At 63.2% G+C, this 13,289-nt stretch carries 20 protein-coding genes; all 20 read left to right on the forward strand.

The window, feature by feature from the left end; all coding sequences use genetic code 11:
- Positions 1–14 precede the first annotated feature (14 nt).
- The 20 genes from EGO55_RS16935 (at position 15) to EGO55_RS17020 (ending at position 13,227) form a co-directional block, all read left to right on the forward strand.
- Positions 15–260: a type II toxin-antitoxin system TacA family antitoxin gene (locus EGO55_RS16935; RefSeq protein ID WP_021688187.1), complete on the forward strand. Its 246-nt coding sequence runs from the start codon at positions 15–17 to the stop codon at positions 258–260.
- A complete protein-coding gene (locus EGO55_RS16940) occupies positions 257–784 on the forward strand; it encodes a hypothetical protein (protein WP_030090520.1) in 528 nt (175 codons plus the stop codon). The genes EGO55_RS16935 and EGO55_RS16940 overlap by 4 nt, the downstream gene beginning before the upstream one ends.
- A 335-nt stretch (positions 785–1,119) precedes the next feature.
- On the forward strand, positions 1,120–1,461 hold the full coding sequence (locus tag EGO55_RS16945; RefSeq protein ID WP_021688185.1) for a sigma factor-like helix-turn-helix DNA-binding protein: 342 nt from the start codon (positions 1,120–1,122) through the stop codon (positions 1,459–1,461).
- Positions 1,462–1,888: 427 nt separating this feature from the next.
- Positions 1,889–3,109 (forward strand): hypothetical protein, encoded by a 1,221-nt coding sequence (locus EGO55_RS16950; protein ID WP_021688184.1) that lies wholly within the window; start codon positions 1,889–1,891, stop codon positions 3,107–3,109.
- Between the two features lie 9 nt (positions 3,110–3,118).
- Positions 3,119–3,259: a DUF5983 family protein gene (locus EGO55_RS21815; protein ID WP_157034366.1), complete on the forward strand. Its 141-nt coding sequence runs from the start codon at positions 3,119–3,121 to the stop codon at positions 3,257–3,259.
- A 73-nt stretch (positions 3,260–3,332) separates the two neighbouring features.
- Positions 3,333–3,980, forward strand: a complete 648-nt coding sequence (locus tag EGO55_RS16955; protein WP_021688183.1) for a hypothetical protein — start codon at positions 3,333–3,335, stop codon at positions 3,978–3,980.
- Between the two features lie 11 nt (positions 3,981–3,991).
- Complete coding sequence (locus EGO55_RS16960) at positions 3,992–4,453, forward strand: hypothetical protein (RefSeq protein WP_021688182.1); 462 nt, start codon at positions 3,992–3,994, stop codon at positions 4,451–4,453.
- Between the two features lie 43 nt (positions 4,454–4,496).
- Positions 4,497–5,252, forward strand: coding sequence for a hypothetical protein (locus EGO55_RS16965; protein ID WP_021688181.1), 756 nt, complete (start codon positions 4,497–4,499; stop codon positions 5,250–5,252).
- Positions 5,253–5,257: 5 nt separating this feature from the next.
- The gene (locus EGO55_RS16970; protein ID WP_021688180.1) at positions 5,258–5,737 is read left to right on the forward strand and encodes a hypothetical protein; all 480 of its coding nucleotides are present in this window, start codon (positions 5,258–5,260) and stop codon (positions 5,735–5,737) included.
- A gap of 108 nt (positions 5,738–5,845) precedes the next feature.
- Positions 5,846–6,247 (forward strand): hypothetical protein, encoded by a 402-nt coding sequence (locus EGO55_RS16975; protein WP_021688179.1) that lies wholly within the window; start codon positions 5,846–5,848, stop codon positions 6,245–6,247.
- 140 nt (positions 6,248–6,387) lie between these two features.
- Complete coding sequence (locus EGO55_RS16980) at positions 6,388–6,582, forward strand: hypothetical protein (protein WP_021688178.1); 195 nt, start codon at positions 6,388–6,390, stop codon at positions 6,580–6,582.
- Between the two features lie 102 nt (positions 6,583–6,684).
- A complete protein-coding gene (locus EGO55_RS16985) occupies positions 6,685–8,199 on the forward strand; it encodes a DUF3560 domain-containing protein (RefSeq protein WP_226949047.1) in 1,515 nt (504 codons plus the stop codon).
- Positions 8,196–8,702 (forward strand): hypothetical protein, encoded by a 507-nt coding sequence (locus tag EGO55_RS20760; protein ID WP_021688176.1) that lies wholly within the window; start codon positions 8,196–8,198, stop codon positions 8,700–8,702. The genes EGO55_RS16985 and EGO55_RS20760 overlap by 4 nt, the downstream gene beginning before the upstream one ends.
- Positions 8,703–8,704: 2 nt before the next feature.
- Positions 8,705–9,145, forward strand: coding sequence for a hypothetical protein (locus EGO55_RS16995; protein WP_021688175.1), 441 nt, complete (start codon positions 8,705–8,707; stop codon positions 9,143–9,145).
- A 147-nt stretch (positions 9,146–9,292) separates the two neighbouring features.
- Positions 9,293–10,993 carry an ATP-binding protein gene (locus EGO55_RS17000; RefSeq protein WP_021688174.1) on the forward strand — a complete coding sequence of 567 codons (1,701 nt, stop codon included), beginning with the start codon at positions 9,293–9,295 and terminating at the stop codon, positions 10,991–10,993.
- A gap of 72 nt (positions 10,994–11,065) precedes the next feature.
- Positions 11,066–11,656, forward strand: a complete 591-nt coding sequence (locus EGO55_RS17005; RefSeq protein WP_021688173.1) for a DUF1419 domain-containing protein — start codon at positions 11,066–11,068, stop codon at positions 11,654–11,656.
- A gap of 44 nt (positions 11,657–11,700) precedes the next feature.
- On the forward strand, positions 11,701–12,060 hold the full coding sequence (locus EGO55_RS17010; protein ID WP_040714537.1) for a hypothetical protein: 360 nt from the start codon (positions 11,701–11,703) through the stop codon (positions 12,058–12,060).
- Positions 12,053–12,187, forward strand: coding sequence for a hypothetical protein (locus EGO55_RS21410; protein WP_257721801.1), 135 nt, complete (start codon positions 12,053–12,055; stop codon positions 12,185–12,187). The genes EGO55_RS17010 and EGO55_RS21410 overlap by 8 nt, the downstream gene beginning before the upstream one ends.
- Before the next feature lie 138 nt (positions 12,188–12,325).
- The gene (locus EGO55_RS17015; protein WP_021688171.1) at positions 12,326–12,865 is read left to right on the forward strand and encodes a hypothetical protein; all 540 of its coding nucleotides are present in this window, start codon (positions 12,326–12,328) and stop codon (positions 12,863–12,865) included.
- Positions 12,862–13,227, forward strand: a complete 366-nt coding sequence (locus EGO55_RS17020; RefSeq protein WP_021688170.1) for a DUF6283 family protein — start codon at positions 12,862–12,864, stop codon at positions 13,225–13,227. The genes EGO55_RS17015 and EGO55_RS17020 overlap by 4 nt, the downstream gene beginning before the upstream one ends.
- The last annotated feature ends 62 nt before the right edge of the window (positions 13,228–13,289 follow it).

Raw genomic sequence — 13,289 nt, forward strand, 5'->3', positions numbered from 1 at the left:
AAGACAATAGGCGCATGAGCCTGCGCATACGACCGGAGCAAAAGGCTTTGCTCGCCCGGGCGGCGGCGCTCAGACATACCGATCTGACGACCTTTGTCACCGGTTCGGCGCTGCGCGAGGCCGAGAGCGTAATCGAAGAGGCGGAGCGGACCAAGCTGAGCGAACGGGACAGCCTGCTCGTTCTCGATCTGCTCGAAAATCCCCCTCCGGCGAATGCAAAATTGCGCGCTGCCATCGCCGCGATGCCCAAGCTCGCATGAGACTTCCGTCCTGGCACGAGGACGCGATCGCAAAAGCGCATGACCGAGCTTCCTTCGACTGCGGTGACAATGATCTGAACATCTTCTTGCGGCGCTATGCCCGGCAAAGCCATGAGCTGGGCGGGGCCAAGACGTTCCTTGCCGTCGACGACACCGACAACAAGACGATTCTCGGTTTCTACAGCATCGCTCCTGGCAGCATGGACCATGCCGACACGCCCGAACTTGCGAGGCGGGGCCTCGCCAGGCATGAAGTGCCCGGTTTCCGGCTCGCGCGGCTTGCAACCGATATTCGGGTGCAGGGGAACGGGCTTGGGGGGCAACTTCTTGGCGCCATCGGCCGCAGATGCATTCGCGTCGCGGCAGAAGTCGGCGGGGTGATGCTGATCATCGACGCCAAGAACGAGCGGGCTGCCGCATGGTATGCCAGCTATGGCGCCATAACACTGCACGACAAACCGCTGACCCTCATATTGCCTTTTGCGACACTTGAACGTGAATTGAGATCAGCGGGTCAATTGTAGGCGCCTGGTGCGCGATACACCGGTCAATTGCATTCGCGTTCGACGTGAATGCCGCATCGGGGCCATTCGTATGATGACATCCGAGCCGAGGCCCCGGAAATTTGAGATACGCCCCACGTTCGTTCACGAACCGGGAATACATGGCGCGGGCTTGACAGATAGGCGGCAAGCGATCCGTTCAGATCATTCGCTTAAAATGTCCGATGAGGAGGCGCTGTCCGCACAAGCCTCTGGTAAGAAAATTCCCAAGATAGTTTGCGATTTGAAAACAGTTGCACGTGCGGACATGTTATAGGCGACCTATGCTGCTGGCCTCTGGCACCTGGAGGTGAATCATGCGGCATTCGAACATCATCGCAGCCGGCCCGGAGCGGGATCGCGCGTTGGAAATGATGGAGCAGGTGCTGGCCATCATGGTCGCGCACCATGACGACGAAGGCGCGATCGCACTGCAGGCAATCATGGAAAGGACGATGGGCACGCACGCCGATCCGGAGCAGGACGGCGAGATATGGGATATGATCGAGACGCTGCCCCATTTCACCGAGCGCGTGCTCTATCTCCATCGGCTGAACGGCCTCACCATCAGCCAGATTGCTCGCAGGCTCGGGCTGAACCGGAAGGAGGTAGCGGAGCGGCTGTCCCTGGATTTGCAACTCGTTCGAGGCGCGCCGTAAACGCTTGGGCTTTCCGTCCGTCCTCGGTTTGGCGATGCGGCGGCACAGTCTCCTGCCGGTTTCAGAAAACCGCCATCCGCGTTCCCACTATCCGAAATCTTTTCCTGAAATCCATGTGAGGAAAGGGGAGATTGCCATCGCGACACTGGCTTACCCGGCCATTGCTCGACCAGGTTTCCAGGGGATGGCGGTCGCAAGGTAAAACCGCACGGAGATGCCGACAGCCTTTCGCGCAAGGTGGCCGCTCAGGGCGATGGCGAACATCGCGACGGCGAACGCGGCCGAGCAATCTCCCCCGCCCCGTGCGGCCATAGGGAGTGAAGGGGGAAGTAGGGAAGGGAGCAGGCGCGTGTGTCCAAATGGGCCACGGACCACCACACCCCGGTTTTGCGCGGCGTGGGCTCTCCCTTCTTCGGAGACGTTCCCCATGACCACTCCCAGATCCGCGCCATGGACGGCGCAGGAAATCGCTACGCTGCGCGCCTGGTATCCGGCCGAAGGGCATAGCGTTGCGCAGCGGCTGCCGGGCCGAAGCATCCATGCCTTGCAGGTCAAGGCCCACAAGCTCGGCCTGAAGACAGCCCATAGAAATGCCGCGCCCAGACCGCGCCTTGGTGGCGGGGATCTCGACGAAGCCATCCGACTGCGCGAGGTCGAGAACTGGTCGTTCAGCGCCATCGGCAAACATTTCGGTATCTGCGAAGCCAGCGCCTGCAATGCGGTGACGATCGCCCTTTGTGTCCGGCGTGGATATCGTCCCGCAGAGCGCGATCAGCATGGCCGCCTGACGGCCGAGGGCATCGAGCGGCTGCGCTATGCCTTGAAGAAGGGTTACAAGGGCATCGACATCCAGTTGCGTCTTGGCGTGTCGGCGGCCTGCGTATCCGAGCAGCGCCGCCGGTATAACCGTGAACTGCTTGCCCGCGGCAAGGCACCGCTGCCGCCGCCGGGCGGCGGTCAGGCCTATAGTGGCGTGAAGCTGTCGCCGGCGAAGCGCAGAAAGGTCGAGGACCTCTTCCTGCAGGGGCTTGGCACTCAGAAGATCGCCGATCGCACCGGCGTGTCGCGGACGAGCTGCACGCGCATCAGGGCCCGGCTTTTGCGGCGCCTGCGCCGCAAGGGAGAAACGCTCCCCGGATGCGATGCCGCCGGGGTCCGGCATGTTCATGCCCAGAGCGCCCGTTTCGTCACCGATGAGCAGAAAGACCTTCTGCGCGCGATGCTGCTCGATCACGTGCCCGTCCAGCGCGCCGCGCGCGAACTCGTGATCGGCGCATCGAGCGCCTATCGTCTTCGGGATGCATTTGCCGCCGAACTGGCGGGCGAAGGACAAGTGTTGCCGCCCCCCAGACGCCCCGGCCGGGCTCGCCATGCGCCGGTGCGTAGCTCGTCATGGCCTCCAGCTTCGCCTCGGGAGATCTATGCGTTCCGGCGTCTGCTCGGCACGATGGCCTTCGACGAGGCGAAAGCGCACTGGGAGGAAACGCGGCGAGCAGAGGCAAGGGCGGCACGCGATGCCGCCGCGACCCGCAAGCTCACGTTCGAAGAGCAGCTTGCCAAGGTTGCGTCCGGCGAACTGGGCATCACACGCGGCTTCGTTCGCAACCATCTCGAACCGCGGCGTCCCCTGCAGGTGACCATCGCGTGATCGCGACCGGTGTCGGCGCGCCCGTGCCGCCGGCATCTCCCGGCCGATCTTGTCAGTGCGCTGGCGTTCGCGCGCGGACTGGGCTGCAATTATCTGATCCTGGACCGCGACGCGTCCACGACCGATCGGCTCGCCTGCTACGAATGGTGACGGCCTGATCGAGGGGAGGGGGAAGGAGTGAGGCGGGCGTGATGATGCGCTCAGGTCTCAGGAGCAGAACCCCATGTCCTATGACGCCGCGTTTCGCTTTCAGCAGGCGCTCGACCCTTCCGCGCTGACCACGCTTGCCGGAGGGCTGAATGTCCTGATCCAGGCAATCGACGAGTGCCATCGCAACCATATTGACGTGGAGCGTGATCCGGCCGTCCTGTTGCTGGTGCGCCATCTCGGCAACATAGCAACCGAGAACCGTCCGCCCCAGACCGAGTTGCGCCGTGCCTGCGTCGAAGCCGTCGGCGCCGCCGAACGCACGCCTATCCTGGTGACGCTTGCACGGCGCGGGGTCGACTATGACAGCGAGGCGAAGGCCATTTTTCACCAGGAGGGCCGCGCCGCACTGCGACGGCTCGCCGAGGCGCTCGGCCTCCAACGGAACGAATTTCAGATTCGTTCAAATATGGCTGGGGGCGCCTGCTCGGGTGAAATTATTCTTCACGCCGCCCATCTCTATATCCAGCTCGATCTGGGCTGCATGGGCCCCGGCCACGAGGTGATGTTTCGTAGCTGCAAAGGCCGCGAGGATTATGTCGGCGGCCGCAATCACTTCGCTTCCGTGGCGGAGCTGATCGAGCCCGCTAGGCTCGCCGAACGTATCCGCCGCGACCTCGATCTTCCCCAACCGGACGCCGCTGCAACCCGGCTCTTCGCCTGAGGACAATCATCATGGAAATCATCGTCACCCGTTCCCGCATCGCGGGGACGCTGCCGCACTATGTCTATCGCGCGCTGGTCCCTGCCGACAAGGTCGCGGCCGAACGCCGGGCATTGACCGGCACGGTTGTCGGGCCGAAACATGTCGGGCGTCTCCCGTGCGTTCGCATCTCTCCGTTGCTGGCGCCCGATCGCTATTACGCGATGCCGCATGCCGAGCGGGCCGCGCTTGCCTCCCGCATCGCCGCTCTGGGACGCCGGATCGAAACCTTGATCATCCAGGCCAGCTTCCCGGAGATGACCGCGGCCTTCACACCCATCGTCTTCCAGCTCGATGCCGATCCCGGTGACGCCTTCACCTGGATCGACATCGATGATCTGACGGCTGCTTTCGACCGCCTCGAGCCGCGGTTCGCCGACCTCACCGCCTTTGATCTCGGCCTTTCCCAGGACGCTGCCCGCTGCGCCGCCTGATGCCCGCACCGATCCCGCATCCTCACTATCCGGAGAATTCGACATGGATATTTTCGTCGCCAACGGAACGCATTTCTCGCAACCGTCCAAAATCACGAGCTATCACACCAGCGAACGCGAAGCCCGGATTGCCGCGACCCGGTTGGTGAACCAGCTTCGCGCCGACCTCGATTCCGAGGCCCTGCCGCCGATCGACGTCGGCAGCTGGGAGATGGGGCTGATCGCGGCGCAATGCCGTCACCTCGCCGCGCTCGGCATCGACATCAGCGACATGGACCATGACGACCTCGCGGATGCGGCCGGCTGCGATGTGTGGATCGAAAAGGCCGACCTCCAGGGGGTAACGGTTCTCGCACTCAACGATCGGGAACTCTCGACCGTGCTTGCGGCATTGCGTGACCACCAGCGATGCCACTGTGGGGCCGACCTTGACGATGTCGCCAGCAATCTCGGTCGGCATGAGCCGCTGACTTCGGATGAGATCGATGGCCTCTGCATGCGGATCAACGGCGGTGAACTGACTCCACAGGAAGCCAATGTCGTGATCGAACTCGATGGCGGTCTTGTCCAGGGCATCATCGCCGACAGGCCGATCACGGTGCGTGTCGTCGATTATGATGTCGAGGGCGCCGATCCCGATGATCTCCTGCTGGTCTCACGCGACAATGGCGATCCCGTCCCTGCCTCCATCAGCAGTTGGGCCGTGGAGGACGCCTGCATCGATCCGGATTGGATAGCCCGCCTCGATGCAGCCAGTGCCTCGGACGGCCGAGCCACGGCACAAATGGCAGCGGAGTGACCGCCATGGGCGTTATCGGACATAACTACATTCGCAAGGTCGAGAACTTCGACGGCTATGAGGTTCTCGCGCACCCGCTTGCCCATCGCGACGATCGCGTCTTCCATCGCGGTGAAGCCGAAACCTCCCGCGTCTCGATCACCTATGCATCGCATGATGTGCAGATAGCGCGACCGACAGGTATCGGAAGCAGGGGTCGCATTGCTATCCTGATGCACAGCGGTCTGGGTTGCCGCGTGCTCGAGTTCTACGAGAGCGCCTTGCCGATCGCCACAATATTGCTCTCCCTTCCGGAGCGCGAACAATATGCCCTTGCCTATGCGCTCTTCGAGCAGGCCGATGAATGCGCTGGCGGCGCTCGTGCGGCCGAAGCGCAACGATGGGCCGATGCGTTCGTGGACGGACGCATTCGCAAACGCCGCAGCGGCGGCAGGCGCTATGTCCATATCGAGACGCCAGACGAGAAAGCGCTTCGGCGTTCCTAGCCGCGGTTGGGGATACCGTCTGCACGACTGCCGGGTCCCGGCCGATTTCTGCGCTCATCATCCCGGCGGTGAGCCGGTGTATTCACCCGTTCCGAAAGGCCATATTCCATGGACAAACCATCTTCGTCGACGAGCATGTCGCAACTGCCGATCATGACCCGTGCCGATGCGGAAAGCATCGGCTTCGCGACCTTCAACCATGTTCCGACCTTGCCGGTCGATATTCCGGACGGCGGCTTCACCATCAGCGCGAAAACCAGCGAGGGGCTGCGCGTCACCTTCTATTTCGGGCCATACCACACAGGCGGGCCGCCGCGCTTCATCGACATCCAATATCGAGATTCGGCGATGACCGTACCCGGAGGCGACGGATCGCCGGTGCCGGTGTTCGATATGCTGACGATCGCGGAGAAGGGGATTCACCGCTACGACAGCCGCAAGGCCGATACTTCCGAAAAGCCGTCGATCGCTGTCGTGCTGCTCGAAACGCCGGAAACCCGCGGTGAATGAGGTCGTCGTCGAATTCGCCTGAAAAGGCGCCTGAAGCTGCCCATCCCGAAATCCTGGCGCGAATGGTTGGGCGCGCCGGTCGTGCCGCCCGCGCCGCGGGCCATCCCTTGCCACCCACCATTTCCACAAGGAGCATCTGCATGACGACTACCGACATCGATACCGCGACCGCCGAGCAACTCGCGCCCATCCTCTACGCAGCCATTCAGCGCCTCGGCCAGCTCGGCCGCACCGGGGCGGTCGCGCTCGCCGCGTTGGTCGAAGACGACGACGCTGATTTTGAGGAAGCCTCGAGCTGGATTGGCGACATAGCCGCAGGAGACCTGCGCGAATAGCCCATCCGACACCAACATTCCCCGTTTTCCACGAAGCCCGGCCATCGCGCCGGGCTTCGTGATTCCGGGGAGCGCAGATGCACCGCCTTGCCCCGAAACCTGATGATCGCGGACCGCTCGAAAAAACGATCGATGACCAGCTTTACCGCAACCTACAGCCCCGAGGACAACAAGATCCGCATTTACGCATCATCGCGCCTTGATGCCGAGACCTATGCACAGGTCAAGGAGGCCGGGTTCAAATGGGCTCCGAAACAGGAGCTGTTCGTCGCGCCCAGGTGGACGCCGCAACGCGAGGACCTGGCCATCGAACTGGCTGGCGAGATCGAGGCGGAAGAGATGACCCTGGCCGAGCGCGCCGCGATGAAGGCCGAACGGCTCGAGGGCCTTGCAGACAAGCGCCACGCCCAAGCCAACGCCTTTGCGCGCCGCGCGGACGAACTGTCGCAGGCCTTCTATATGGGCCAGCCGATCCTTGTCGGTCATCATAGCGAGCGCGGTGCGCGCAAGACCCAGGAACGCATGCACTCCGCCATGACAGCGGCCGTGAAGGCCGAGAAGGCCGCGGGCTACTGGCTCGGCCGCGCGAGCAGCGCCGAGCATTACGCCAGCAGGAAGAGTGATCCGCGCGTCCGCGCCAACCGGATCAAGATGCTGCTGGCGGAACTGCGCGACCTTCAGCGCGGCATCAACAGGGCCCATGCGGCGCTGGCGATCTGGGAGGAGATCACGACCGACGAACAGATCCGCCATGCGCTCGGCAACAGGGATTCCCGCGAACTCTGGTCAGGCTATGATCTCTACTACAAGGTCGACAAGGGCGAGATCACGCCTGCCGACGCACGGCAGCAATGCATCGACGGGGCAACGCTCGCCGTCAACGGCCCCAACCGCGGCCGCTGGATCGAGCACGTCCTGCACCGGCTCGCATTCGAGCGTTCCATGCTGGGCGACGTGCCGCGCTATGATGGCGAACTGACCCCGGTCATCATCCAGGCCTTCGCTCGTGAGCATGGCGCGGAAAGCCCCAAATGCACCGCGATCGCGGCGGCAGTCTTCCGGCTCGAAAGCCCGGTCCCGCTTCCGGCGCATATCGCGTCGGCATCCACCCTTGAATTGAGCGAGAGCGACTGGCGCGACCTGATGCAGGGGTGCGGCTACACGGTGCCCGAGAAAAAGACGCGGCGTGCTTCGCGTAAGCCGGATGCCGTGCCGCTGATCAATCCGTCCGCCGAACAGGCCCGGCAATTGCAGGCCGTCTGGAATCTGCGGATGGTCGCGGCCTGCAAGGGCAAGTATGGCGCAGCCAAACCCGCGGAAATCTATACGACGACGCAGGCGATCTATTCGGAAAACTCCAAAGGGGACTATGCCCTCTTCAAGACCGTCGAGATAGCCGCCGATGGCCGCCGCGTCCGGATGGATTGGCAAGGACATGAGCGCGTGCGGTCTGGCGAGCCGGTGGCCCGCATTCGTATCTCGACGATCGGCAGCGAGTTCTACAAGCCGGATTCAGTGGTGGTGATCACCGACAAGCCGGGCAAGCCGCTACCGATCGACCTCGATGCTCTGGAAGCCGACGCCCGCCATGCCGCGGCCGAGGAGACCGCAGCATGAAAACCGGCGTCTCTTCCCGGCCCGCGGAGCCATCACGGATCGCTGTCCGGCCGCGCAGCGTCTGCGCAAAGGCTGAGATCGCGCCCGCTGCGGAAAACCGAAGCCGCGCGATGCTGATGGATAGTCTCGAAACCGCTGCCTGCCTCTGGGAGGCCGTGCTGACATTGCGCGATCATCCCAGTTCCGATCCCGACGCTATCGCCCTGGCGCTGGCCATCCGCCAAACCTGCAATGCGGTCGGCACGGCTGACCTGCGCTTGACCGTCGTGGGCTGGGCCAGCGCGGTCGAGGCGGCCTGGAGCGTTGTCGCCAACAGCTACGACCTGTGTTTCGACTGGGACTTCGTGCCGGACTGGATCGTCGATCATATCGACTGGTCCGATCCTTTCCATCCCACAATAAAGCCGGAACCCGTGCCGCAAGATCCGGGTCGTGCTGCGGCCGATGAACCTGTCGCCGCCCAGCCGCCCGCCTGGCGGCCGTCTGCCGACGAAAGGAACTGACCATGGGACGCTCGGTATCCCATCCCGGCGGAGCGCATGTCGCGTTCTCGCAGTGGGACGCGGGCTGGATCGAGGATGACGACGATTCCGGCACCCGCCATTTCGATGAATTTGCCGCACAGGATGACTGGGACTTCATCGTCGCGGATTTTCGGGAACAGGTGCTCGCACTCTATCCTTCGGCATGGGCGCATGACGGCTGGATCGATCGTGAAGACCGGATTGTCGCCATGAACGGCTATGCCCGCTTCGGCCTCTCGGAATATTGCGGTTGCATAGCCTATTGGGTGGTCTTGCGGGACGATATCGATGTCGGCCAGGAAGGGCTGGCACAGCGATGGTTCGACCGGATCGGGCCAAAATTCGAGCAGCGTTTCGCGACCCTTGTCCGCCTGGGCAGCTTCTCGAACGGCGAGTCCGTCTATCGGCGCATCGCCGCCTGACCGCCCGACTCGCCGATCCATTTTTCGTCCATTCCGCGCTCGCGGTGCCCCATCGGGGTGCTGCATCCCAATCGCGCAATCGCGCCGCGAAGGGGAGGGGGCGGGATTTGGGGGCGATGATGAGGTCGCAGAAATCCGGAGGCTCCCATGACCTTTCCCACGACAATCAATACGATGGTCAGTCCGTCGCTGCTCACCAAAATCAGCCGCTTCAGTGATGGTGGGGTGCTGGCCGCCCTCCTCGAAATTATCCAGAACGCACGTCGAGCTGGCGCGAAGCGCATCGATATCACCCAGGTTAAGGCCGATCAGGGACTTGTGCTGCGCATCCGCGACGACGGGTGCGGTATCGCCGATCCGGTCAAGTTTCTGGCGCTCGGCGATTCCGGCTGGGATGAGAAGATCGCGCGATCGGAGGATCCCGCGGGCATGGGTGTGTTCAGTCTTGCCGGCCATCATGTGACCGTGCGCTCCCATCCCGCCGCGATCGGCGCGGCCTGGCAAGTGTCGATCCCTCCGCACGCATGGGAAAGCGGCCAGGCGCTCGACGTCATCCCTTCCTCGCTCGACCAGGGCACGGAAATCGAGATCGACCTGCCCGAGGCGTGGGCGCAGCAATTGGAACAGTCCGTCAAGAGCGCGGCTCGTTTCTGCCCGGTGTCGATCTGGTTCGATGGCAACCGGCAACCGTACGAGAATTTCCTTCATGGCGCCGTGCGGATCGAGGAATGGGAAGGCTGCCGCATCGGCGTCTTCACCGATAAATATGATCTCCATCGCGAACAGCCCAGGATCAACTTCCACGGGCTTACCGTGTGCTGCCGGCTGCCGTTCGTCAGCGACGCCGATGGCGGCCGGGGCTGGTATGCCAAGGTCGATATCGTCGACACCTGCCCAATTCGGTTTGTCCTGCCAGCGCGCAAGGAAATTTTGCAGGGGGCCGCGCTCGAGGCGCTGCGCGAAGCCTGTGAGGCGGCGATCTTCCGCACCATCGCCCGCAAAGGCCACCATCGGCTTTCCTTTGCCCATTGGCAGCGCGCCAGGGCACTCGGCATATCCCTGCCGGAAGCAGCCCCCTGGCTCCATGAATGGACGCCGCGCACGGCGGAAACCGATGGCGTTCCGATCGGCGAACGGGTGGCGGGCGAGCCGATGATCCTGATGCCGGCGGACCAGACCCACATCGAGCAAGCCGTGAACCGCGCGGTTGCTTCAGGACGGCCGCTCGGCGCGGCGCTGGTACGTCCGATCGACGATTTCGCGGGATATGTCTGGTATAATGCCATCCCGCGGGTGCTCGGCTGTTCCTTCCGTATCGAGCGGGGTGAAGGCGACATCTGCGACTACGGTGCGGACATGGAACCGCCATCCGATTTTCGCTCCGGGCGGGTCGAGGCAATCTCCCTCGAAATCGCCGTGCAGGGGCAGGACGTTCCCACCGAAAACGTCGATGTGATCGTGCTTCCCGCCGATGTCCTGATCATGCCACCCGATCGCTGGACCGATCTTGAGGAGGTCATCATCCTGCTCGGAGCCGACAGCGCGATCACGCCCTGCGAACTTGCCTCGCTGATCGAAGCTGCCTGTTTCTATCCCGATGAGGATTGCGATGCCGACAGCTATCATACCCAGCAGGCGGCGTTCGAGATGCAGGCGCGCTTCGTCGCGAACATGTTGCTGCTCGGTGAGGATGCCGCGGTCCTCGAACGCGTCCGCGAGGCGATGCGCGAGCATGTCGCCTGGCTGATCCCCAAGGACCGGGCGATCAGGATGCAGGCTGTCAACCATCGGGTCGAGGCCAGCTTCGCGGACAATGACGACATGTCCGTGCTCAGCGCCGTCGAATAGCCCCTTCCCATACCAGCCTGCCAGGCGTGCTGTCGCGCGCCGCGGCGGGCCATGTCCATGAGGAACCGCCCCATGACCCAAGCTCCGCCATTCAGGAAGATTTTCGACGGCGTCGCGACGCGCGAGCAGATGTTCGAGCTGTTCAACCGCGTCCCAGACTGCCCCTGTGAGGATCGTATTTCGGGAAAGGCCTTTGAGAATAGCTGGTTTGAAATCGAGAGCACCTCCTACGAATACATGCTCGAGATGCTGCCGCCATTGTTCATGCGCGCCGGGATGTTCGCGATGTCCGAACTCAAGGCCGGTTTCGTCGGCTCTGTCTTTTTCGAGATCGTGATCGGACGCACCCGCTGGTTCACCGGCTATTGCAACCTTGGTCACCGCCATAGCCCTGACGCGATGCGCGCGGCGATTGTCGAGCATGAGACAACGGGCACCGCCGGCCTGTCGCGCGACGCAAAGCTCGACCTGATATGGGCGCGCACGCCTGCCGACTATCGCGGTCTTGCCGGGGAGGCCGCTCCCGATTCCTGGCCTCCCGAACACCGCGGCAAGCGTGTCATCCTTGTCCATCAACCCGGCGTCGGCACGGTCCAGAAGCTTCTCGAAGATCTTACGGACGACGAGATCAGCGCCCGGCTGCCCATAGATCCGATGATCTAGCCGGTCGGCAACCATGCGGACCAACATCCCCAAAGGAATTTGCCATGACAATGCAACGCAAGGTGCTGGTCGTGATGCGATCCAGCCATCTCCACACCGAGCTGGTCGAGGTGACCGCGAAGGTGAACGTGATCGGCGACGCCATGAACCCCAAGGTCGAAGCAGACCTAGCGGTGATCGAAGGTCTCGCGCGCAAGGCTATGCGACAGCAAGAGCCGCTGTCCGGCCAGGAGCAACCCGGCTTCGGCCCTTTCGGCGACCCAGAGGCCGCCTTCGATCTCGATTTCGTCCTGTGCGCTCTGATCGACGCCGCGATGAACCGGGGCCGGATCGTGCCGGTCAAGCAGGTCGCGACGGAGACCGTCGAGCGGTGGGGCAGGGGATCGGAGACGAACGATGCCTAGATATTCCGTCGACGTGAAAGCGTTCATCTCCGTCATCGTCGATGCGGATGACGCCACCGAGGCGCGGGAACGGGCCGATCATTTTGTGGAATGGCTGTCCCCGACAATCGAGCAAATCGACGACTAAAGCGCCAACCATGATCCGATCGATACCGATACCGGCCCGTTCGATATCGATGGCGAAAGCTGCGTCGAGGCGATCGGCGACTGAGCCGGCTTCGTGCTCTCGACCTCCATTCTGTCCTTTTCATCGAGGAGCCCGAAAATGGCCAATCACTATCTGCAAACGGCGTTCGCCATTCCGGTGACGCCGGCGGAAGCGTTGCTGCTCAAGGAATGCTTCGCCGTGTCGGCGCAGCTGTCCAGCGACTTCGCAGAACTCTCGTCTGACAGCCTGCAAGCGGTGAAGACCTGTTACGCGTCGCTCAGCGAAGCCTTCAGGAACACCTTCCCGAAAAAGCCGGAAGAGGAAGATCCATTCGCGGACTTTCTCGATCTCTGGTCCGACCCGGGCTTCCCCGAGTTCGACGCCGACCTCATTATTCAAGGTGACCCGGAGGCCAGGACACAGTTCGCGTTCATCAGCGGCCATGAGGTCGACGTTCCGGCTCTCGCATCACTGATCCAGAAGGTCTGCAAATCCGCGCTGCCCTTCGGTTTTCAATGGGCGGAGGTGGCTGACAAGGACATCGCCGGCGCTTTCGGCGGCGGCTATTATGTCGTCACCGATACGGAAATATTCGGCGGCTCGACCCGGTGGCTCATGGCGGAGACGCTGCAAACCGCGCGGGCGGGCGCGACATGAAGCCGCTGCTCACGCGGCCGTGCAACGAATGCCCCTGGCGCCGCGATCATCCCGCCGGTTGGCTGGGCGGCTACCGGCCGGAGGATTTCACGCAGCAGATCCAGTTCGACGGGCCGCCGCTGCCTTGCCACAAGACCATTCCGGGCGACGGCAGCGATGCCCGCGCCATGTGCGCCGGCGCGCTCATCTTCATGCGCAACAGCTGCAAAGGCGCGCACCATCCCGATTATGGCGACGCGCTCGATACGGTCGAGCCGGATACCGAGACGGTATTCGCGTGGTCGCAGGAATTTCTAGAGCATCATAACAACCCGGCACAATGGATCGAGAGCGTCCGGGCCAGGATGATGCAGCGGCCCTGAGACCGCCAATAGCCTTCCATCCCCGATACAAGACCGGGCGCCTCGTGCGCCGCGTCCGGTCG

Origin of the sequence: Caenibius tardaugens NBRC 16725, assembly GCF_003860345.1 — a bacterium.
GTDB classification, from domain to species: domain Bacteria; phylum Pseudomonadota; class Alphaproteobacteria; order Sphingomonadales; family Sphingomonadaceae; genus Caenibius; species Caenibius tardaugens.